Annotated in this window: 19 protein-coding genes; 12 read left to right on the top strand and 7 right to left on the bottom strand. The window is 61.0% G+C overall.

Annotated features, from left to right (window positions below):
- Positions 1-59: 59 nt before the first annotated feature.
- A complete protein-coding gene (locus NLM25_RS18795; protein ID WP_254137920.1) occupies positions 60-1,019 on the bottom strand; it encodes a polysaccharide deacetylase family protein in 960 nt (319 codons plus the stop codon).
- Positions 1,020-1,106: 87 nt separating this feature from the next.
- On the opposite strand from NLM25_RS18795, the gene NLM25_RS18790 reads away from it, so the two are divergent.
- The 6 genes from NLM25_RS18790 to NLM25_RS18765 all read left to right on the top strand — a co-directional run bounded on the left by NLM25_RS18790 (position 1,107) and on the right by NLM25_RS18765 (position 6,072).
- Positions 1,107-1,802, top strand: coding sequence for an isochorismatase family protein (locus tag NLM25_RS18790; protein ID WP_254137919.1), 696 nt, complete (start codon positions 1,107-1,109; stop codon positions 1,800-1,802).
- Entirely contained in the window at positions 1,792-2,556 is a 765-nt protein-coding gene (locus tag NLM25_RS18785; RefSeq protein WP_254137918.1) for a hypothetical protein, read from the top strand. The genes NLM25_RS18790 and NLM25_RS18785 overlap by 11 nt, the downstream gene beginning before the upstream one ends.
- Positions 2,557-2,593: 37 nt before the next feature.
- Positions 2,594-3,223 (top strand): MarR family winged helix-turn-helix transcriptional regulator, encoded by a 630-nt coding sequence (locus NLM25_RS18780; RefSeq protein ID WP_254137917.1) that lies wholly within the window; start codon positions 2,594-2,596, stop codon positions 3,221-3,223.
- An 82-nt stretch (positions 3,224-3,305) separates the two neighbouring features.
- Positions 3,306-4,820, top strand: coding sequence for a 4-hydroxyphenylacetate 3-hydroxylase family protein (locus NLM25_RS18775; protein ID WP_254137916.1), 1,515 nt, complete (start codon positions 3,306-3,308; stop codon positions 4,818-4,820).
- A 102-nt stretch (positions 4,821-4,922) separates the two neighbouring features.
- Positions 4,923-5,429: a flavin reductase family protein gene (locus NLM25_RS18770; RefSeq protein WP_254137915.1), complete on the top strand. Its 507-nt coding sequence runs from the start codon at positions 4,923-4,925 to the stop codon at positions 5,427-5,429.
- Positions 5,350-6,072, top strand: a complete 723-nt coding sequence (locus tag NLM25_RS18765; RefSeq protein ID WP_309143606.1) for a site-2 protease family protein — start codon at positions 5,350-5,352, stop codon at positions 6,070-6,072. Before NLM25_RS18770 ends, NLM25_RS18765 begins: the two co-directional genes overlap by 80 nt.
- Positions 6,073-6,194: 122 nt before the next feature.
- Here the strand turns inward: NLM25_RS18765 and NLM25_RS18760 are convergent, their stop codons facing one another.
- Positions 6,195-6,461, bottom strand: a complete 267-nt coding sequence (locus NLM25_RS18760) for a metal-sensing transcriptional repressor (protein WP_254137913.1) — start codon at positions 6,459-6,461, stop codon at positions 6,195-6,197.
- Positions 6,462-7,300: 839 nt separating this feature from the next.
- Here NLM25_RS18760 and NLM25_RS18755 point away from each other — a divergent pair.
- From NLM25_RS18755 to NLM25_RS18735, 5 genes are all read left to right on the top strand, one after another.
- Complete coding sequence (locus tag NLM25_RS18755) at positions 7,301-9,274, top strand: carbohydrate porin (RefSeq protein WP_254137912.1); 1,974 nt, start codon at positions 7,301-7,303, stop codon at positions 9,272-9,274.
- A 15-nt stretch (positions 9,275-9,289) separates the two neighbouring features.
- Complete coding sequence (locus NLM25_RS18750; RefSeq protein ID WP_254137911.1) at positions 9,290-11,023, top strand: ABC transporter permease subunit; 1,734 nt, start codon at positions 9,290-9,292, stop codon at positions 11,021-11,023.
- A 13-nt stretch (positions 11,024-11,036) separates the two neighbouring features.
- A complete protein-coding gene (locus NLM25_RS18745) occupies positions 11,037-12,341 on the top strand; it encodes an AAA-associated domain-containing protein (protein WP_254118367.1) in 1,305 nt (434 codons plus the stop codon).
- 831 nt (positions 12,342-13,172) lie between these two features.
- Positions 13,173-14,261 (top strand): NADP-dependent oxidoreductase, encoded by a 1,089-nt coding sequence (locus tag NLM25_RS18740; protein ID WP_254137910.1) that lies wholly within the window; start codon positions 13,173-13,175, stop codon positions 14,259-14,261.
- Between the two features lie 13 nt (positions 14,262-14,274).
- Positions 14,275-15,480 carry an oxalate decarboxylase family bicupin gene (locus NLM25_RS18735; protein WP_254118365.1) on the top strand — a complete coding sequence of 402 codons (1,206 nt, stop codon included), beginning with the start codon at positions 14,275-14,277 and terminating at the stop codon, positions 15,478-15,480.
- Here NLM25_RS18735 and NLM25_RS18730 read toward each other — a convergent pair whose 3' ends face one another.
- Entirely contained in the window at positions 15,481-16,086 is a 606-nt protein-coding gene (locus NLM25_RS18730) for a cysteine hydrolase (RefSeq protein ID WP_256565455.1), read from the bottom strand. It abuts the gene before it with no gap.
- Positions 16,083-18,635 (bottom strand): excinuclease ABC subunit UvrA, encoded by a 2,553-nt coding sequence (gene uvrA / locus NLM25_RS18725; protein ID WP_254118364.1) that lies wholly within the window; start codon positions 18,633-18,635, stop codon positions 16,083-16,085. Before uvrA ends, NLM25_RS18730 begins: the two co-directional genes overlap by 4 nt.
- Before the next feature lie 216 nt (positions 18,636-18,851).
- Here uvrA and NLM25_RS18720 point away from each other — a divergent pair, with 216 nt between their 5' ends.
- Positions 18,852-19,214, top strand: coding sequence for a hypothetical protein (locus NLM25_RS18720; RefSeq protein WP_254118363.1), 363 nt, complete (start codon positions 18,852-18,854; stop codon positions 19,212-19,214).
- A gap of 85 nt (positions 19,215-19,299) precedes the next feature.
- Here NLM25_RS18720 and NLM25_RS18715 read toward each other — a convergent pair whose 3' ends face one another.
- The 3 genes from NLM25_RS18715 to NLM25_RS18700 form a co-directional block, all read right to left on the bottom strand.
- Positions 19,300-20,925 carry a recombinase family protein gene (locus NLM25_RS18715; RefSeq protein WP_254118362.1) on the bottom strand — a complete coding sequence of 542 codons (1,626 nt, stop codon included), beginning with the start codon at positions 20,923-20,925 and terminating at the stop codon, positions 19,300-19,302.
- A 70-nt stretch (positions 20,926-20,995) separates the two neighbouring features.
- Entirely contained in the window at positions 20,996-21,217 is a 222-nt protein-coding gene (locus NLM25_RS18710) for a hypothetical protein (protein ID WP_254118361.1), read from the bottom strand.
- A gap of 1,044 nt (positions 21,218-22,261) precedes the next feature.
- Positions 22,262-22,429 carry a hypothetical protein gene (locus NLM25_RS18700; RefSeq protein ID WP_254137909.1) on the bottom strand — a complete coding sequence of 56 codons (168 nt, stop codon included), beginning with the start codon at positions 22,427-22,429 and terminating at the stop codon, positions 22,262-22,264.
- Positions 22,430-22,545 lie beyond the last annotated feature (116 nt).

Here is a 22,545-nt window from a genome sequence, read left to right as displayed (position 1 = left end):
GTTCGATTGACAGGAATCCGGCGAGACTTGGCAGCGTCATATCGACCCTCCCCTGAAACTCAGACATCGGGCGCACGATGTGCAGTCTGCGCTGTCGAACTACCGGCTCCTGCGATATCGGGGCTGACCAGCGTCCCCTGAGGCAGCGAGCGGGCATGCGCCGCAATCTTGCCGGCCGTCGTGATCCACACCCTGTCGCGGTGAGACGCGATATGCGCGAGCGCGCGCCGCAACTCTCGTGTCCGGTGCGGTTGTCCCATGACGAAGGTATGGAGCGCAGCCGAGAAGACGAGCGGATATTTCTCGGAGTCCTGCAATTGCTGTTCGAATGCATCGATCAGCAGGTCGGCAAATTCGGCGTCGCTGACCCGCCGGTTGAAGACCGCCGGCAGATCGTTCAACTCCATCGACGGGTACGGCACGCTGAGAATTGGACCGAGATCTGTCCGGAACAGCTGGGGTTGCTCGTCGTAGAACCAGTCGAGCATGTAGCCGAAGCCTTGCTCGACCAGGAGTTCGGGCGTTTTCGTGCTCTGTGAGATGAAGGGGCCGAGCCAGCCTTGCGGGGCCACCCCCTCCTCCTTTTCGAAGCGCTGCCGGACCTCCTTCAGCATGTCGCGTTCCTCGTCTTCGGTCATATCGATCTGCCGCTCCGAATTGGTGCGGCCGTGACCGACGAGTTCGTCGCCACGTTGCCGGAACGCGGCCATGAGTGCGGGATAAGCATCGTAGACAGCGGTATTGGCGAGCACAGAAAGCGGAATTTCGAACTCCTGGAAGAGATCGAGCAGGCGCCAGACACCGACCCGATTTCCGAAATCCCGGTACGCATAACCCCGATGAAACGGAGCGGCCGGCATCGTCGTGAAATCCGGTCCCGGATTCCGCCCGAACTCGAAGGCCTCGATGTTCAGCGCAAAATAGACGGCAAGACGCTTGCCGTCCGGCCATTCGTAGGTCGGCCGCTGCGTAATGGGCACGAACGGATACCGGTTCATCTTGGTGTCAAACTTGGCCATGGCCCCTCCACGCTTCCTCTATTGACCGTCACGCTAGCTGACGATATTTAGTTTTGCAAACTATTTTTCTGAAAAGGAGATCTGATCGTGCGACCATGGGACGGCATCATCACCGACGAGGATCGACGCGCATACGATGCAGCCGGCTTTGGCCGCGCAGCAGGCATTGGGCGTAGACCCGCGCTTTTGATCATCGATGTGCAGTATCGAACGACCGGCTCGATCCCAATGCCCTTTTGGCAAGCGGTCGAAGAGTATCCAACGTCATGCGGCGACGTCGCATGGCAGGCTGTTGGGCATATCGGCAGGATGCTCGAACTATTCAGGAGGAAACGCTGGCCTGTCCTCTTCCCCCATGTCGCGCCGAAGGTTCGGCAGGACGGCGGCCGGCTCGCAGCAAAAGTCCCTGCGATCATGACGATCCCGCCGGTCGGGTATCAATTTGTACGTGAGGTCGCCCCGGTCGACGGCGACATCTTGATTCCGAAGAAACATCCGAGCGCTTTCTTTGGCACCACCCTCGCCAGTCACCTCATAGACCTCAAGGTCGATAGTCTCGTTATGACCGGATGCACGACGTCAGGCTGTGTGCGCGCGAGCGTGGTCGACGCGTTCTCCTACAATTTCCACGTCGCCGTGCCACAGGAGTGCGTTTACGACCGCAGTCCGATCGCTCACGGCGTGAACCTGTTCGATATGTCCCAGAAATACGCCGACGTTCTTCCCACCGATGAATTGCTTCACAGCCTTGCCAAGATGACGGAGCACGACAATGTCGAATGATTTTGAGTATGGATCCGGAGGGATCGTCGGTTTCGCGCCGCCGCAGTCCAATCCAACCGTGGAGCCCGAAATGGCCACCCTGATGCCATCGGACGTGCTCACGCTAACAACCCGGCTACGTGGCGACCCTACCGACACCCGCAAGAGGTTCGGAGATTACCTGTTCAATTTGGCTGATAGCCTGGATGGGTTCGGCGCGATCAGGCTCGGAGCCCTCGGTTTCGCCTGTACGGCAACAACCTATCTGCTCGGCGAGGACAAGGTCCGACGCAAATTCGAACAACTTTCGCGGCTCTACGGTTACCCGATCCTGTCCTCGGCCGAGGCCATTGAACTTGCCCTCACTGAGCTCGGGGCGCGGCGTATTGCGCTGTTCGGCCCCTACCCGACCTGGCTGCAGGAAGCTTCCTTCTCATACTGGTCGCAGGCGGGGTTTGAGCTGGCTGCGAAAGGAGGAATTGACCTCGGCTCGGCCGATACGCTCAACATCTACAAGCTTCGTGCCGCTAGGATCGTCGAAGCCGTCCTGCGCCTGGAATGGCAATCAGCCGACGCGATCGTCCTGACCGGTACGGGCGCGCCGACCCTGCGGGCCATTCCCGACATCGTCCGCGCCACCGGCAAGCCGGTCCTTTCCTCCAATCTTTGCCTCGGCTGGGCCGTTCTCAGGGCCATTGGCCACCGGGCCGCGCTCCCTGTTGGGGCGGGTCAAAGCGTGCTAATCGACGGCTGGCCCGCGCGGGTGGCAGGGTAGCGATTCGTTTGCTGCGGGCTTTTGAGGAACAGCCGAGATGACAAAGTCCAAGGAGCGCATGACGAAAGCCAAGCCCGCTGCGGCCCGGCCTCGCGCTCCTCAACTCCCGCCGACGATTTCCCGCACCGCCCTCATGGTCGACGGGACCGACATGCTGGTGCGCAGGATTACCCACCAGCATTTCGTGCTTTCGGGCCTGCTCGAGACTGTTCGGAGCGGATTTGCCTCCCTGATCGGGCTTTCGTCCTTTCAATATGTGCTCATGCAGGCGGTTGGGCGCCTTTCAGACCAGCAGCAATGGACCGTCCGGTCGATAGCGCGCGAAATGCACATGACCGACGCTTATGCGAGTGTCGAGATCGCCGACCTCGTCGAGAAGGGTTACCTCGCCAAGATCGTCAATCCCGACGACCGGCGCGTCAGCTTTCTTGAATTGACCGACAAGGGCGTCGCCTCGCTGTCGGCAATTGCTCCCATACAGCAGATGGTCAATGACGCACTTTACGGCCATCTCGATAGCAACAGTGCCCTCACCTACTCCAATGAACTGAGCGTCTTGATATCCCGTGCCGAGAGCGCGATCTCCGTGCTGAACGAGGTCGCTGCGGACCAACGCGAGGCCGCGCTGCGACAGACGTCCAAGCGTCGCAGGCGGCCTGCGCGATAGCTACAAGGAGACCAGAAGCCAGCTTGACTCCATAAACCGATCCATTTATTTAGTTTACTAAACTAATTTTGGAGACACTGAAATGCTCAGGACCGGCGCCAATTATCTTCGATCTCTCAAGGACGGACGCAAGATCTACCTCGGCGGCCATCTCGTCGATGACGTGACAACCCATCCAGCCTTTCGCAATTCGGCCCAGAGCTTCGCGCGGCTGTTCGATCTCAAGTGCGATCCGCAGCACTCCGGCCGGCTCTCCTTTACAGAGGACGGCCAGCGCCACAGTTTCTATTTCAAGCAGCCGCGCAGCCGTGAAGACCTCGAATTCCGCATGGCCGGGCACAAAGCCTGGGCCGACGCCAGCTACGGGCTGTTTGGCCGGTCGCCCGACCATGTCGGGTCCTTCATCACCGGCATGACCTGCCGACCCGAAGTGTTCGATGTCACGAACCACGGCTTCAGGCAGCATCTCCTCGACTACTACACCTATGTCCGGGATAACGACCTCTACGTCAGCTACGCGACGCACCCTCCGCAGGGAGCACGCAACTACTCGTCCGACGCGAGTTCAACGTTCTTCAAATCACCGGCGCTTCATGTTTCGGCCACGGACAATGATGGGATCACCCTCCACGGAATGAAGACGCTCGCGACCGGGGGCGCATTTTGCGACGAGATCTGGATCGGGAACCTCACTCCCCTGGCACCGGACCGTATCAAGGAAGCCGTGACCTGCGCCGTACCTGCAAACGCGCCGGGGCTTTCGCTTTGGTCGAGACGCTCGATGGAGCAGGCCGCCCCGAACGCGTTCGACTACCCCCTCTCCTCTCGCTTCGACGAAAGCGATTGCATGCTCGTCTGTGACAGCGTGAAGGTCCCGTGGTCACGTGTTTTCACGATCGGGAACGTCGATCTCAGCCGCGCAATCTACATGGAAACAGGCGGCCACTACTTCGGAAACCATCAATCCAACGTTCGTTTCTGGGCAAAGCTTCAGCTGATCCTCGGGCTCGCGAACAAGATTGCGAAGTCGGCCGGCGTCCGTGGAATTCCGGCGGTTCAGGAGACACTCGGACGGCTTGCCGCCATGGAAGCCACCATTGCCGGCCTGATTGCTGGTCAAATCGCCGATCATCAGGCTGTCGGCGACGGCTATGTCGTCGTCAATCAGCGTTACATGTATGCGGCACTGAGCTGGTGCCAGGACAATTATGGGCTGATATGCGCGACCGTGAGGGAGCTGATGGGTGGCGCAATCTTTCAGATGCCGGCCGACATCTCAATCGTTGAAAACGGCCAGATGAACGCTCTCTTCGAGACCTATTGGTCGACCGAGCACGAGAGCGCTCTCGACCGGATGAAGCTCTACAAGCTGGCCTGGGACCTGCTGGCGTCGGAGTTTGGCGCCCGGCACGTCCAATATGAGAACTTTTATGCCGGGCCTCCATTCCTCGTTCGAGCCCATAGCATGAGGCTCGCGCCCTGGTCCTCCCTCGATCAGACCGTCGACAAGCTGATGGCAAGCTACGACCTCCCTTCGCGCGGCACGCCAACTCGCACCGTCTCCGAGCAATTAGAGGCAGTCACGCCCGCCAAATGACAATAGGGGCCCGGCCCTCGCGGCCTCGGATTCGTCCGAGGCCACGAAGCTCGCCGGCCGAATGCACATGCCCATAGGCGCGATCCAGGAGCAAACAGAGCCATGACTTTCGACAACAGAGAATTCCGTGACGCGCTTGGCCAGTTCCCAACTGGGGTCATCATTGTTACTGCGACGACCGATGAGGGCGAGCAATTGGGCATGACTATGAGCTCGTTCAACTCGGTGTCGATGGATCCTCCCCTTGTCGTGTTCAGCATCCATCTGGGCGCCGCTAGTCTTGCGAAGTGGCGAACGTGCCGCAGGTACGCAATCAACGTCCTCAGCGAAGGCCAGGAAGATCTCTCAAATCAGTTTGCCCGCGCCAGGAGCGGCAAGTGGGACGGTGTCCGCTCGATCAATGGCCAGTTCGACACTCCGCTCCTTCCCGGCGTGCTGGTGGCCTTGGAATGCGAGCAGTACGCGCGCCACGATGGGGGTGACCACGAGCTCTTCATCTCGCGGGTTCTGGCGATTCATAAAGCCCCGCATGAGACCGGCCGTCCGCTCATATTCGCGAAAGGGCGCTATTGGCAGCTCCAGCCTGAGGGTCCCAATTTGGGTCGCTGATGCCATGTGGCATGCCCTCCCCCTCGCTGCTGGTGGATATGGCACACTCGTGGCTCACGAGCTCGCCCACCTCTGCGCCGCTCGCGGCTCGGCCACAATGGCGGTGACCATCGGATTGGGGCCAGCAATCGCCGAATTTACTGATCTCTCGGGTACGGTCTGGGCATTCAAGCTTCTGCCCCTTCGATCTGCTTGCGGCTTTTTCGATGGGCCCCATCCTCAGACGAGGCTATCCCGCACAGACGCAAAGCCGCGTGCGACGTTTCGGAGTTTGCCTCTCGGAAAGCGCGCGGTCATCCTTGTTGCCGGCCCACTCTCCAATGCTGCATTGGCCTGCATCTTGATATTTGCGACCTATGCCCCGGATGCCGATTTCACTCTTGTGCGCCTCGGTAAGGCCGGTAGCGGCATCACCTACTTGATCTGCTCGCCTTTGGTGGCCATCGCACTGTTCAACTTCCTTCCCATTCCTCCTCTCGATGGCGGCCGCTTGGCCATTCCTGCGTTCGAGGCCTTCACCGGAAACCCGATCGAGACTGAGAGCGAGAAGCGCCTGTTCAGATTGGGTGTCGTCCTGTTGTCCGTGATGACGTTCTTCGGCGCCCTTCTCTTTCTTGCCACACCGTCATTGGTTTTCGAATAGCCGGCGTCATCAGCATGCCAGGCGGCAATTACGGCTCATCCGGCGCCATTCTCCGGCAGTTCTTTCCAGCCTCGTTCCTCCGGCCTGCGCGGCAGCCGTCAATCGCGCTATCCCGTTGCGCATCAAAGGTACTTCGCTATCAAACTGAATTCCTTGAGCAGCGCCCTGTTTTTCGCGCCAGTCGTGCCCAACGACCGTTCGAGACTATGACCAAGATGGTCATGAATGAGCATCTTCTTGGCGCTTTCGATGGCTCCTTCAACAGCCTGCAATTGCTGTGCGATCTGAGCGCACGGGCGCTCCTGCTCTATCATTTCGATGATCGTCTCGAGATGGCCGTTCGCTCGTTTCAGCCGGCGCGCGATGGACTCGTGTACATGATCTGGCATCGTCTCTCCTATTCTCCCATGAGGATCAGTCGTATCCTGGGGGGAGGATAGCAGCATGTGCTTGACTCCGCCGAACTGCAAGACTATGCCGCGGACCAATGCCGGATGCATATTGCGTCTCGCAGATCACAGACAGACGAAGAGCCATGGGCAGTACCCGCTATGGCACCCTCCTCCCGACGGGAGCAGAGGTGCCGCAAAACATAGACAACCGCGACAGCGGCGGCGTGAAGGCTCGCGATCCCCGATAGGTGATCGCTTTCCGCTCACTGACCTGCCGCATGTTGCGGAGGTGGAGGTGAGCGATGTTGAAGACGATCGCACGACAATACTGGCTCGGATTCCAGCGCAGGACGCCGGGATCGCGACATTCTGTTCCCGCCAACGACAATATTCAGCCTTCCGAGGGTGAATGGAACGCGAGCCGCGACCGGACGCCGCGCGTTCAGATTGCCTGTTACTGGTCACAGGCCATCGACGGACTGGCTTGCCACTGGCTGGTCGATGCCCCCGCAATACCGCCAGACAATAATCGGGCGCCCACACGTGCGGACGCCGCGAGGCTGTGTGATCGCGCTGGCTCGAGGGCTCAGCGTGGAGCGTGATCAGTACAGTCCTTGTAAAATTGCGGCGTGTCGCAGCGCTCGCTGTCTTGCGACTGGCCGGCCGATCGCTGCGCTTGGTCATGGTTCTTCATGGCCAGCGGCGGCTCTCCCGACATGGGCTCGCCCCGCTCCTGTCAGCTACGCGATCGCTCGAACGGCTCGGGATCTGGTTGGCTTTTGGACGACGGCAAAAGCGCCGAACTTGATGAAATTGAACAAGTTGGAGTCTTGGCGATGAAACGAGTGCTTATCATTGGGAGCGTGACAACGAGCCTTGCCTGGACCTACGCCGCAGCCGGTGATTTGCTTCCCGCCGGTTCGGCCGCGAGGGGATCGTATCCGTGGACAGGCTTCTATGTCGGCGGTCATTTCGGCTACGGCGATGCGAACTTTGGGCCCGGCGCCCATCCCCTACCCGAGCAAGGCGTCATCCTGCCGCACAGCGCCACGGGGCTGAGCGGCGGTTATCAGCTCGGCTACAATCGCCAACTCACAAATCGCGTCGTGCTCGGCATCGAGGCCGATGCGACATTCACGAGCCCGGTTGACGGCCCTGCGGCCGTGCGCGCCCCTACTGCCTTCAACGCAACGATTGACTACGTTGGGACCGTGCGCGGCCGCGTCGGTTATGCCTATGACCGGTTCATGCCCTTCGTCACCGGCGGCGTCGCGTGGGGCCACACACACATCAACGTCAACGATGCCGATGGAGTCTCGGAGCTGTTTCCGGTCGGAAAGTACCAGACCGGATGGACCGCGGGCCTCGGTCTCGAATACGCCGTCAGCGGCAACTGGACCGCGAAGGCCGAGTACGACTATATCGCGCTGTCGCGCAGGACCTACGATCTCAGCGGGTTTGGCCCCGGCAACGTCGATGTCGAGCCGCGCGTTCACCTGTTCAAGCTCGGCCTGAATTACCAGTTTGGCGACAAGCCCTGGGTAGCGCCGATCAAGCCTAAACTGCCGGAATCCAGCGACTGGAACGTCCACGCCCAGACGACCGTGCTGCCGCAAGGTTACGGGCCGATCCATTCGCCCTATGCCAGCCCGCAGAGCCTTCCCGGCAGCGGCCAGTTCCAGGCAACATGGACGACAACGGCGTTCCTGGGCGCCCGGCTCTGGGACGGCGGCGAATTCTATTTCAACCCCGAACTGGCGCAGGGTTTTGGCCTCAACGGCACGCTCGGCCTTGCCGGCTTCTCCAACGGCGAAGCCCAGAAGGCCGGCGCGCCGTTCCCGAAGATCCGCGCGCAGCGCTACTATCTCAAGCAGACCTTTGGTTTCGGCGGCGAGCAGGAAGAGCTGCCGGACGCTCCGAACCAGCTGGCCGGCAAGCGCGACATCGACCGTGTCACGCTGATCGTCGGCCGCTTCGCCGTCGGCGATTTCTTCGACGGCAATTCCTACGCCAAGGACCCGCGCACCGACTTCATGAATTGGGCGATGTGGTCGTCGGGGGCCTATGATTTCCCCGCCGATCTGCCCGGTTATTCGCGCGGCGCCGTGGTCGAGCTCAATCGCAAGGATTGGGCCGTGCGCGGCGGACTGTTCCAGGTCCCCGATGCGCCCAACAGCGATACACTGGTCTACAAGACGGGCGGCGCGGTCGTCGAATTCGAAGAGCGCCATTCGATCTTCGAGCAGCCCGGCAAGCTGCGCGTCGGCGTCTTCGCCAACGGCGGCAACACCGCAAATTATCGCGAAGTCGTCGCGCTGGCTGCTGCCAATCCCGCGCTCGACATCAACGACATCGCCACAGCAACCCAGCGCCAACGCTCCAAATACGGCTTCTACGTCAATCTCGAGCAGCAGATCGCTGGCGACGTCGGACTGTTCGCCCGCGCGAGTTGGAACGACGGCCAGAACCAGATTCTGTCATTCACCGACATTGACCGCAGTCTCTCCGGCGGCCTCTCGATCAAGGGCAGCCGCTGGGGACGGCCGGACGATACGGTCGGCATCGGCGGCGCCATCAACGGCCTGTCGGCCGGGCATCGCGATTTCCTCGCAGCCGGCGGCGTCGGCCTCCTGATCGGCGATGGTCGGCTGAACTACAACAATGAGCGAATCCTGGAGGCTTACTACGCCTACTCGGTGATCAAGAACGTCACGCTGACCGCCGACTATCAACTCGTCGTCAATCCCGCCTACAACGGCGACCGCGGCCCGGTCTCGATCTTTTCGGGCCGCGTCCATGCAGAATTTTGACTGGAGGCCGATTTGATGAGGCTTCATATCTCCCGTTCGACCGAGGCTGCTCGGATCCTGCGCCCCAATATCTGGGATGTCGCGGCGCTGATCCTCGTGATCGGCGCCATGGTTCTGATCGTCTACGGAGGGGAGCAGACCATCGCGCCGCTGTCCGAACTGGACCGCACGCCCGTCTCGCTCGATCCTTCAAACCTGCCGCTCTACGCCCTGCGCACCATCCTGCGGATGCTGCTGGCGATGGCGTGCTCGACGATCTTCACCTTTATCTATGCCGCGATCGCGGCCAAGAGCCGACGCGCGGAGATGGTCATGATCCCGCTGCTGGACATCCTCCAGTCCGTCCCGATCCTGGGCTTCCTGACCTTCACCGTCGTATTCTTCATGAACCTGTTTCCGCGCCATGTGCTCGGCGCCGAACTCGCCTCGGTGTTCGCGATCTTCACGAGCCAGGCCTGGAACATGACCTTCAGCATGTACCAGTCGATGCGCAACGTGCCGAAGGACCTGGAAGAGGCCACGCAGAGCTTTCACTTGTCGGGCTGGCAGCGGTTCTGGCGCCTGGACGTGCCCTTCGCGATGCCGGGGCTGATCTGGAACGCGATGATGTCGATGTCGGGAGGCTGGTTCTTCGTGGTCGCTTCGGAGGCGATCACCGTCGGCAACACCACGGTAACCTTGCCGGGCATCGGCTCTTATGTCGCGCTGGCGATCCAGCAGCGGGATCTGCCCGCAATCTTGTATGCGATCCTGGCGATGCTGCTCGTCATCATCGCCTACGATCAATTGCTGTTTCGTCCCATCGTCGCCTGGGCCGACAAGTTCCGCTTCGAGCAAACAGCTTCGGGCGAGGCTCCGACATCCTGGATGCTCGACCTGTTTCGCCGCACCCGGGCCCTGCGCGCTCTTACGCTGCCCTTTTCGGCTCTCAACCGTGCGATCTCGAATCTGCGCGTTTCACTGCCGAAGCTGCGGCCAGCGACCAAGGCCAACAGCCGGCCGTCGCGGCTGATCGACGCGCTCTGGATCGCGCTCGTCCTCGCCGGCACCGCCTACGCTGCCTGGCTGACCTATCGCTATCTTTCGGCCAGTCTCGGGCCGTCCGACGTCGTGATCGTGATCCGCGACGGATCAATCACCTTGTTGCGCGTCGTCGTGCTGATCGGCCTTGCCACGCTGATCTGGGTTCCGGTCGGCGTCTGGATCGGACTGCGTCCGAAGCTCGCCGAACGTATCCAGCCGCTGGCACAGTTTCTCGCCGCCTTCCCTGCCAATCTCGCCTTTCCCGTGTTCGTCGTCGCCATCGTCAGCCTCAGGCTCGATCCGGACGTCTGGTTGAGCCCGCTGATGATCCTGGGCACGCAATGGTACATACTTTTCAACGTCATCGCAGGCGCGAGCGCCTTTCCGACTGATCTGCGCGAGGCCGCGAGCAGCCTCCATCTCGGCGGATGGCGGTGGTGGTTCAAGGTGATCCTGCCCGGCATCTTTCCCTATTACGTCACCGGTGCGATCACCGCCTCAGGCGGCTCCTGGAATGCATCAATCGTCGCGGAGGTCGCGAGCTGGGGCGACACCCATCTGAAGGCCATGGGCCTCGGCGCCTATATCGCATCGGCGACGGAAGCCGGCGACTTCCCGCGCGTCGTTCTCGGGATCGCCGCGATGTGCATTCTCGTGACGTTGTTTAACCGCCTGATCTGGCGACCGCTCTACGCCTTCGGCGAGCGGCGCTTGCGGCTCGGCTGACGAGGAGACCATCATGCTCGATCAACCCTCTGCACTCATCGACATCCGCGGTGTCTGCCGATCCTTCCCGAAAGGCAGCGGCGAAGAGCTGCTGGTGCTGGACAAGGTCGATCTGACGATCCGCTCGGGCGAAATCGTCGGCCTGCTCGGCCGCTCCGGCTCCGGCAAGTCCACCTTGCTGCGGATCATCGCCGGCCTCGTCGCGCCCTCCTCGGGCAGCGCGAGCTGCCGCGGCCAGACCATCATCGGACCGCCGAACGGCGTCGCCATGGTGTTTCAGTCGTTCGCGCTGTTTCCGTGGCTGACGGTGCTCCAGAACGTCGAACTTGGGCTCGAGGCGCTCGGCGTCGATGCCATCGAGCGGCGCAAACGGGCGCTGGCAGCGGTCGACCTGATCGGCCTCGACGGATTTGAGTCCGCCTTCCCTAAGGAGCTGTCGGGCGGCATGCGCCAGCGCGTTGGCTTCGCGCGCGCGCTGGTCGTGCATCCGGACCTGCTGTTGATGGATGAGCCGTTTTCAGCCCTCGACGTGCTGACCGCCGAGACGCTGCGCACCGATTTGATCGATCTCTGGATCGAGGGCCGCTTACCGATCAAGTCGATCCTGATGGTAACTCACAATATCGAGGAAGCCGTCCTGATGTGCGATCGGATCCTGGTGTTCGCGTCGAATCCGGGACGCGTGGCCGCAGAGATCAAGGTCGAGCTGGGCCATCCGCGCAACCGGCTCGATCCGCATTTCCGCCAGCTAGTCGACGGCATCTACGCCCGCATGACCCAGCGCGCGGAGCCCAAGCCGCCCTCGGTCGAAGATATACCCAGCGCCGGAGTAGGCATGACCCTGCACCACGTGTCCTCCAACGTGCTGTCCGGCCTGATCGAGACCTTGGCGGGACCGCCCTATCACGGACATGCCGACCTGCCGGTGCTGGCGAGCCAGCTCCAGCTCGAGGCCGACGAAATCCTCCACCTCGGCGAATCCCTCCAGCTCCTGCGCTTCGCTCAGCTCAGCGAAGGCGATTTGCTGCTCACCGAGGCTGGCAAGTGCTTCGCCCATCTTGCGACCGACGCCCGCAAGACGCTCTTCGCCGACCATCTCACCGCTCACGTGCCCCTGATCGGACTGATCCGTCGCGTGCTCGACGAGCGCCCCTCGCATGCCGCCCCTGCGGCGCGGTTCCGCAACGAGCTCGAGGACTACATGTCCGAGGACTATGCCGACGAGACGCTCAAGACGGTGGTGTCCTGGGGGCGCTATGCCGAGCTCTTCGCCTATAACGAGCAGTCGGAGACGTTCAGCCTGGAAAACCCCAAATGATACGATCTCGTTGCGCTCACTTTCCCGAACGATGGATGATGAGGATTCATCTCGGTAAAGTGAACCGACGCTAAGCTTCTTGACGCCCTATTCGAAACTTGCGTTGGATTCGAAGGCTTCGCATTCAGTGTTTCTTCATCTTCCGGCGTACAATTCCCGCGCGCGTCGCCCTCCCAGCGGATCGACAGTCGTTGATCCCGAGGTAGCCATCCACATCAATTCAATCGCACTCGACATAAGGACACTGCGCAAAACAATCCAGATTTCCCGTCGATCCGGGCATCCGCATGTCAAGGATTTTCCGAACTCTAACACATGATCTAGCTCTCGCCCGCCAGCGGTCTGGTACTCGCTTTGCGGCAATGCGCGCTCGGCCCCAAGTATTCATCGGTGATGAGAACGCCATCACAGCGCTCCCACCTTCCTCAAACGAAGGAGCGTGCCATGGTCAAGCATCGGCGCCGTTTCAAGAAAACTCAGTCAGTTTACGCGCGCGTTTGCCTTGGCGTCGCCATCGTTGGCTTTGTGATCTTCGTCGCCGGAGTGCTTGTGAGCGTCTATCCTTAAGGCCGCCTCAGTTGGCGGCCCTTTCATTCATCGACGGACTGACTTCCGCTTCTGGCCATCGCGTCATTTTCTGCGACCGCGCAAGAGAGGTCGGGATCGGCTCAAAGCGGGACATTGCCTGTGGTTCATAGGTACATGGCCTAGATCAAATGGCGCCAAGTCAGCCAAACCGCGAGCGCGATGCAGACGATAATCGCAAGATACGGCAGCGCCACGCGCCTAAGTATGGCGTCCCAACCGGTCAGCTCAGAATCATCCATGTGATTGCAAAACCCCTTCGACGCGATCCATCGCTATCGTAACCCTCTACCTAACGAGGATTTTACCCGGTCATCTGCTTTTCGCATTAGGCTATGTGAAAATTCCGCCTCCCGCCGCGCGCGCAAAATTAGGAACTCTCTCTTCGTTGCAGCGTCAGCCGTCATGGCAGAATTCATCAAGGTTCGATTTCACCAATTTGGCGGGGATCTTTGCGTAGAACGGCTCGAACAGTCGGGCCCCGACGCGCGCCAGATCCTGGTCTCGGTCCGCGCAGCGAGCATCAATCCCGTCGATTTCAAGATCAGGTCTGGCAAATATCCCTCAGTGAAGAAGGACCGCCTGCCCTATACGCCAGGACGGGACGTTTCCGGAGTTGTGGAGACCTGCGGCGCGCAAGTAACACGCTTTCGACCGGGCGACGCCGTCTTCGGCATGGTCCCCGTATTCGGCGGCGGTTACGCCGAGCGCGTCGTCCTGGACGAACGCGCGGTTGCCGACATGCCCGTGGGGCTGGATCATGTTCAGGCGGCGGCCATCCCGTTGGCCGGGCAGACGGCCTACCAAGGCCTGTTTCGACGCGGCAAGCTCAAGGCAGGCGAGACGGTGTTGATCCATGGCGGCTCCGGCGGGGTCGGCCATTTCGCAATCCAGCTCGCCAAGGCCATGGGTGCTCGCGTGCTAACGACCGTCTCGACCGAGCACGTCGACTTCGCGCGATCGCTCGGGGCCGACGTGGTGATCGACTACAAAACGCAGCGCTTCGAGGAGGTTGCCAAGGATGTCGATATGGTCTTCGACTTGATCGACGGCGAGACTCGCGAGCGCTCCTGGGCGCTGCTCAGGAAAGGCGGGCGTCTGGTCTCGACGTTGACCGCGCCCTCGGAGGACCGCGCCAAGGCGCTTGGCGTCACGGCCATGCGCTACACGGTCGAGCCCGATGGCGAAGAGCTGGCCGAAATCGGAAGGCTGGCCGATGCGGGCAAGCTGAAGCCGCACATTCAGGCCACCTTCCCGCTCGAGCAGGCTGCACAGGCGCTGGCGACCGTGGAGCGCGGTCATACGGCCGGCAAGGTCGTGCTGACATGCGGCTAAGCGGGAGCGTCTCATGAACACGACCAACCGGCGTAGCCTGCTCGCTGCTGCGGCCGCGCTCGGCGCCACCGCAGCCGCCTCGGCCCAACCGCGCAACGAGCCCGTCATCGGCGACAAGGGCGCCACGATCGTGGGCCCGCGCAACCCGGAGCGGGAATTGCAGAACCCGGACATATTGCGGCCACCCTCCACCGACCACGGCTCGGTGCCGAACCTGCGGTTCTCATTTGCAGACGCGCATATGAAGATCCGCACCGGCGGCTGGTCGCGCGAGGTTACGCAGCGCGAGCTGGCGATCTCGACCACGATGGCCGGCGTGAACATGCGCCTGACAGCGGGCGGTGTTCGCGAGCTGCACTGGCACAAGCAGGCCGAATGGGCGTTCATGCTGGCCGGCAAAGCCCGCATCACAGCGGTCGACAATGATGGCCACAATTTCATCGCCGATGTCGGTCCTGGTGACCTCTGGTATTTTCCATCAGGCATTCCCCACTCGATCCAGGGACTGCCGGACGATGGCTGCGAATTCCTGCTGGCGTTTCCAGATGGTGAGTTCTCCGAGGACAGCACGTTTGCGATCACCGATCTCTTTGCTCACAATGACCCCGGCGTGTTGGCCAGGAACCTTTCCATCGACGCCAAGGCGCTCGATCAGCTTCCCAAGCAGGAGCGCTTCATCTTTCAGGCCGAGCCGCCGCCTCCGCAGCTCGAGACAGACGCGGTGCACGACGCGCTCGGCGCCGTTCCGCTCGACATGGTGTTCCATCTGACGCAGCAGCCGCCGACGCAATCGCCTGGCGGCAACGTCCGCATCGCTGATACCCGCAACTTCAAGATCTCGACGGACGTGGCGGCAGCGCTGGTCGAGGTCAATCCCGGCCACATGCGGGAGCTGCACTGGCATCCGAACGCCGACGAATGGCAATATTACATCTCCGGTCAGGCGCGGATGACCGTGTTCGCGGCGGAAGCGAGGGCGCGAACCTTCGACTACCGGGCCGGCGACGTCGGTTACGTCCCGATGTCGATGAGCCATTTCATCGAGAACACCGGCGACGAACCGCTGCGCTTCCTCGAACTCTTCAAGTCACCCCGCTTCATGGATATCTCGCTCGCGCAATGGATGGCGCTAACCCCGCCCGAGCTGGTTGCGGCTCACTTGAACATCGACCGCGCAGTGATCGAAAAGCTACGCAAGGACAAGCAGCCGGTCGTGTAGTCATTCGGGCAAATACTCTGTCAGTTCATCCGCCGTGACCAGATCAACCTGACCGTAGAAGCGGGTGCGATACATCGTCATCAGCGCGTCATGCCCGATGTCGGACGAGCTGCACAGTGCATCCTCCACGATGACCACCCTGAAGCCGAGATCGACCGCGCTCAGCGCCGTCGAGAGCACGCAGACATCGGTCTCGGCGCCCGTGACGACGACGGTGCTTACGCCCTTTTCGATGAGCAGGCTTGCCAGGGCAGGATTGCTGAACGCGGAATAGGCGGGATTGTCGATGATGCGGACCGGCGGAACATAGCGCGCCAGCGCGGGCACCAGGTCGAGAGCGAACGGCGGGAGTTGGCCGCGCGTGGCCAGCTGCCAACGCCGAAAATAACTTTGCCACTGCCCGGGTCGATCCTCGGGTGTCTGGGGGGTGATAAAACGCGTGAAGACGGTTCTCATCTGGTAGCGCGACACGATCGATGCGATCGCGGGCAAGACCCGCTCCATCCAGGGAGTTTCCCAGAGGCCGCCCGGTGCAAAGATATTTTGCATGTCGATGCAAAGGTGCACGGCATCCCGGATTTCGGCGACCTCCGACTTGCTGCTCATGATCGCAACCGATGTTCGTCCAGCGCCCGCGCGAGATAGGGCGCCGTGCGGCTCGACTTACGTCGCGCGATCTCCGCCGGCGGTCCGGCTGCGACGACTTGACCGCCCTCGTCGCCGGCGCCCGGCCCGATGTCGATCATCCAATCGCTCGCCGCGACAACGCTCATGTCATGCTCCACGACGATCACGGTGCTCCCCGCCTCCACCAACCCATCCAACTGGACAGTCAGCTTCTCGACATCCGAGGGATGCAGACCCGTGGTCGGCTCATCGAGGATGTAGATGCTTCCCGCGCGCTGGGTGCGTTGCAGCTCGGCGGCAAGCTTGACCCGCTGCGCCTCGCCGCCGGACAGCTCGGTCGCGGGCTGACCGAGGCGGATATATCCAAGCCCGACCTGCCGGACCACATCGAGCGACCTCGCGATGTGGGCGTTGTCTGCGAAGAACGCATGGGCCGCATCGACGGTCATTTCAAGCACGTCGGCGATCGACTTTCCGTTGAGCTTGATCTGGAGCGTCTCCCTGTTATAGCGCGCGCCCTGGCACTCCGGACACGGCGCATAGACGCTCGGCAGGAACAGCAATTCGACACAGACAAAGCCCTCTCCCTGACAATTCGGGCAGCGGCCCTTCGGCAGGTTGAAGGAGAATCGCCCGGCATCGAAGCGGCGCCGGCGCGCATCTTTCGTCTGCGCGAACAGCTTTCGCACATCGTCGAACAGACCGGTGTAGGTCGCCAGATTGGAACGAGGGGTCCGTCCGATCGGCTTCTGGTCCACGACCACCAGCCGTTTCAGGCGATCGAGCCCTTCGGTGATCTTGCCACTCGAGGTCTCGACCGGCGCGCGTTCAAGAACGTCTTTGCCGTCTTCGTCGGTCGCATGCGACTGTCCAAAATGCCCACTCAGCGCCTCGACGAGGAACTGGCTGACCAGGCTGGACTTGCCTGAGCCGGACACGCCGGTGACCGTTGTCAGCACACCCAGCGGGAATGCGACGTCGATCCCCCTGAGATTGTTCCGCGTGACATCGCTCAGCTTGAGCCATCCTTGCGGCGAGCGCTGCCGCCGCTGCGGCGGAACGGCCTGGCCGAACAAGTATTTTGCGGTGCGCGATCTTTCGACGGCTTTCAATCCGTCAATGGGGCCACTGTAGAGGATTTCGCCGCCATGCCTGCCGGCATCGGGTCCGACATCAACAATCCAATCGGCGTGGCGCACGACGTCCAGCTCATGCTCGACGACGAAAAGTGAATTTCCGGCCGCCTTCAGCCGGTCGAGCGCGCGGAGCAGCGCCTCAGTGTCGGAGGGATGGAGACCGGCAGACGGCTCGTCGAGCACATAGACCACGCCAAACAGGTTGGAGCGGACCTGCGTCGCCAGGCGCAGACGCTGAAGCTCGCCCGGAGACAAGGTCGGCGTGCTCCGCTCCATCGTGAGATAGCCGAGACCGAGATCGAGCAGCACACCAAGCCGCGCGCCCAGGTCCTGCGCGATCCGTCGCACGACGATCGTCTTCTCCGGGTGCGCGTCCTGCCGGCCGGCCTTGCCCTCGCAATAAGGCCGCATCAGCGCCGCCAATTGCTTCAACGGAACGCGCGCCATGTCGGCGATATCCATGCCGGCAAATTTGACGGACAGCGCCTCCGGCTTCAGGCGCTTGCCGTGACAAGCCGAACACTCGGTGCTCAGCATGAATTGCGAGACGCGCTTCTTCATCATTGCACTGGTCGTGTTGGCGAACGTCTCCATCACATAGCGCTTGGCGCCGGTGAAGGTGCCCTGGTAGCTCGGCTCCTCCTTCCGCCGCAGCGCCCGCTGGACCTCCTTGAGGTCATAGCCCGCATAGACCGGAACCGTGGGCTGCTCGTCGGTAAACAGGATCCAGTTGCGGTCCTTCCTGGGAAGCTCGCGCCAAGGCGTATCAATGTCATAGCCCAGCGTTGTCAGGATATCGCGCAGGTTCTGGCCGTGCCATGCCGTTGGCCAAGCCGCGACAGCGCGCTCACGGATCGTGAGCGTATCGTCGGGCACCATCGAGCATTCGGTCACGTCGTAGACGCGGCCTAGGCCATGACACTTCGGACAGGCCCCTTCCGCCGAATTGGGCGAGAAGGACTCGGCGTACAGCAGGGGCTGCGACTTTGGATAATCACCGGCGCGCGAATAGAGCATCCGAAACAGGTTCGACAGCGTCGTGACGCTGCCGACGCTGGACCGCGTGGTCGGAGATCCCCGCTGCTGCTGGAGCGCCACCGCCGGCGGCAGCCCCTCGACCTCGTCGACCTCAGGCACGGCCATCTGGTGGAACAGGCGGCGGGCGTAGGGCGACACGGATTCCAGATACCGCCGCTGCGCCTCCGCATACAGCGTCCCGAAGGCCAGCGACGATTTTCCCGAGCCGGAGACGCCGGTGAACACCACCAGCGCATCACGCGGGATATCCACATCGACGTTCTTGAGATTGTGCTCGCGCGCACCGCGCACCCTGACAGATCCGGTAGCCGATTGCCTGGCGCCCTGCTCCAGCTTGTAAACCTTGTCGTCCATGATTTGCTGCCAATGCCTTCGAACAGATAACCGGCTCGAGGCTCCGTCGATCCTGAGATGCGGCGCCTTGGAACCATTACCTAGCGCGCCGGTTCGTTCCAATGATTGCAGGATATGAGGCACATCTTGCATTTCCCGTGCTGGATCTACAAACCCACAAGGCAGCCCCGCGGGCAGATCGCTGGATGGCTTTTGACGCTCACGAGGTTGGTCGCGATGCCGCTCCCCGCCCAGGCGGGCCTTTCCAGCTCGCAGCTTGAACAGGTTGTCCTTGCGCCTCGCCTTAATGCGCAGCTGCCCCTGCAAACTCCGATGAGCGACCTGAACGAGCGCAGCGCGCCATTGCAGCATTGGCTCGGAGGCGCTCCGACCGTCTGGATTCTCGCCGATTACACCTGCGAAACGCTGTGCGGACCGGCAATCTCAATTGTGTCGAACACGCTGGCCGATACCGGCCTCAGCGCGGGCAAGGACTTTCGGCTGTCGTCGTCGGCTTCGATCCTAAGGACACCGCCGCTCAGCGCTGACCATGGTATATGCTTCAGCACTAACACCACCAGAAACATCTGGAAGCAATAACTAGGTGTTCCCTTTTCAGGGCGGGACGTGGCGCCCCGGCCACCGGGGCACCATCCGAGCCAAGCACCGGCTCCTCATTCAATGCCTATTCACTCTCGCCCGGAGAGGAGCCAATTCGATCATTTCCCTTCGCCTTACGTTCAGTGGCTCCGAGGTGCCTCTTGATCGCCGGAACGATGTCGTCGACTGAGCTAAACCAGCGCAGGCCGTAACGTTTGGCGCTCATTTCGGTGAACCTTAGGCGATCGACAAGTTTCGATGCAGGCATCAAAAAGTAGTCGCGCACCGCGAGATTTGAGGCGTCGAGCCTGATGCCGACGATTACTCCAGGAGGCAAATGTTGGCCGTGCTCGACCGTCCAAGTCGGAGAGTGCCTTTCGTTGCCGTCGTGAGTACTGCGGGCTACGCGCAACGAAACGAGGAGACCTCGTATCGCCAGGGTTCTATGGACTTGATCGTACCTGATGTCTTCACCCAAAACTGCTAGAGCTGCTCCGAGTTTCACAGCGTGCTCTTCAATCATGGCATGACGATCTTCGCGCGAGTCGATGTACTGACAATCTCGGGACGAGACATAGCCAATCAATCGATATGCATTCCGCAAGGAACCAAAGCGAAAAAGAAAAAGACCAGGGCTCGGTACGCCTGGCGCATCTCGTATGACTTCGCTGCTAAGCCGCCCCTTTTTCTTCAACAAAAGCCTAAGTCGCTTTAGCATCTCTTCGTTAGAGAGCCCTTTGGTACTCTTACGAGCAGCGATAATCGCCCGCGCTTTCGCGAACAGCTCGGGACTAATGACGGACTCGAACGCACCGACTTTGCGTATCCAGCGCTCGGGTGGGTTTGGTTTGTTGTACTCTCGAAGTCGACATGTATGCCGGTCGTAAAGCAAATTGCCGATATAGTTCTCGTTCGCTAGCATGTAACGGATAATCCCTTCAGACCAGGGGCGGCCTGTTGGGCACTTGATGCCGGCGGTATTTAGCCGCCGCGCTATTTTGGTCTCCCCCCTCTGATCGATCACAAATTGCCGGAAGATCGAGCGGACTAATTCGACCTCCTCCGGCGGTCCTGGCCGTAGAATGACTCGATCTGTTTGGAGGAATTTTCTTTCACCGTTTTGCATCACGCCGCGGGAGCGTCCGGTCGAATCAATCAACTCCCTGCGCAGACCGATGCCGGGGCGTCCTCCTAAACGAAAACCCATTCGAGCCACGTGGCATGCTCCAGCGTAAACCTTTTCGGATCGTTCCCTGCTCCATTCGGCCGCCATGCCTCGCTTTAGGTTTTTCGCCATGCTCGAAACAAAGCTGCTGTCGTTCTTGAACAGCTCTGCACAGTACTCAACGCGCACACCGTTACGCTTGCACAAGAACTCATAATAGGCGCTCTCATCGATGTCCTGGAAACGCCCCCAACGGCTGACGTCGTAGACAAGTATGTAGCCAAAGTCCGCGCGCCCACACTGAACGTCGTCGATCAGATCTAAGAGACCCTTTCTATTCTTGATATGAAGCCCGCTTTTGGCGTCGTCACGGTAGGTCCGCACGATCTCCAACTCGGATCTCTGCGCGTACGCGGCGATTGCCGCCATCTGATTCACGATTGAATATTCCTGGTAGTCGGTCGACATCCTAACATACTGGGCTGCACGACGTGCCCGCTGTGCCTTTGGCAGCCAGATTTTGTGCGGAACGAGTGCATTGACCATCGACCGAGGCTCCAACGCATCGCGCTCGTGCAACCTAGAACGGCCCGGCCAGATCGACAAATTCACGTCTTCATGATGGGCTCCATGTCCATCCATACTTCTTCGCCATCCAGGTCAGAACGGCTGTCGCAAGGGCCACGATTAGTCCTCCCCAGTGGGAAGCCCTGCGCGTCGCGCTGATCGAGCGCAGATACAGAATCGCGCCAAGCAATAGGCCGTAATTCTTCCGGAAGTCTCCGTTGAGCTTGGCAATCTTCGACAGCTCGGAAGTGCCTTCCACTTCATCCGCCATGGCTGGTTCCTCTCAAACCGTTAGAGCCAGCGGCCTATAAACTCCTGTTTTGCCCGACGGCACAAGCGCAATTTTCGGTATTTCGAAATTAGAGCAAAGCTCATTCATCCGAACTATTGAGTGTATTGACCAACCAGTTGCGACCGACGCACCCGTATCCCACAAGACCCTGCGGCTGTTCAGGCGCGCCGACTCGCCGCTATCTTTGCGGCATGACCAAAGCTGAGAATAGAGCGGCCGCGAAGGTATGGCACGAAGGGCGCGAACGGCAGCGCAGTGAAGCTGCTCGGACTGAGGCTGTCAAAGCTGAACTCGTCGAGTTGGATCGGCTTCGCACCTATCTCATATAGAAGTGGACGCTCGGCCATACGCCCCCGCTAATTGATGCGATTGACGACTACGTGGAAGCGATCACTGGGGATCGCACCACGCTGCACGCAAACTCTTCGAGCATTGGGCCTCGCACCGCGTGACAAAGTTTACCGCTGAGCGCCCCTACGCCGCCCCGGAGGCGGCCGCGCGGAAGCTCGTCGAGCTCGCCGCGAGCATCGAGGCGATCCAGGACGGCCGCATCTATATCGAGCGCATCAACGCACCCTTCCCTTTCACGCTGAAGGCTAGCGGCAGCGAGTTCGGTGCCGGCATTCGGTACGCAGTTGATCGTGGTTGGCTGATACTCCACGAGAGCGGCACGTATGTAAGCTGCTTCCGTCTGGCGAGGATCTTCTCGCCCGGTAGAGAGGGCCTCTCCGCGGGAACGCGCTGCGACCGAGGCGGACTTCCTTCGCGAATCGGACTCCGGTTCGGCGCTCAGCGCGGAGGTTCCTAGCTAAAGTCGGCGGAGCCTCATTACCGCCGATTCCCGCCGGCGGGTGTTCCATTCGTCTCAAATTAGAACGCTGCCGGGCTCGAAATACACGTCCCGGCAGCATTTATCCTCAAACTGAGCCCTGAAATCCCAGTTGGTTTCAATTGAGCAATGGTCGTGCCACAGGCCTGTGACAGCGCTCGCCGGTTCACGGTGGCGGGGCCTTCCTTGGCAATTTACGGGCGAGTGTCCGCGGTGGAATGGCGCTGCAAAGCTTCGATAGCTTTCCGGTAATCCTCGGCCACCTTGAGAAGACCCTCGCGCTCAAGTTCGAATGAAGCAATCGCTGCGTGCTTTCTGCACGCACGTTCGAGCCGGCGGAATTCCTTCAATTCCCGGTTCAACGACAGATCCTCGAATCCGACGACAGCTTACGATTGGGCAGCACCAATGTAGCGAAGTGCCGGAAGTTCCCGCAACATCAAATGTCAACCTGAACGAGAAGCTTTATCGGCATTGT

Origin of the sequence: Bradyrhizobium sp. CCGB01 (assembly GCF_024199795.1) — a bacterium.
Taxonomy (GTDB): Bacteria; Pseudomonadota; Alphaproteobacteria; order Rhizobiales; family Xanthobacteraceae; genus Bradyrhizobium.
This window is presented reverse-complemented; position numbering and strand designations above follow the sequence as displayed.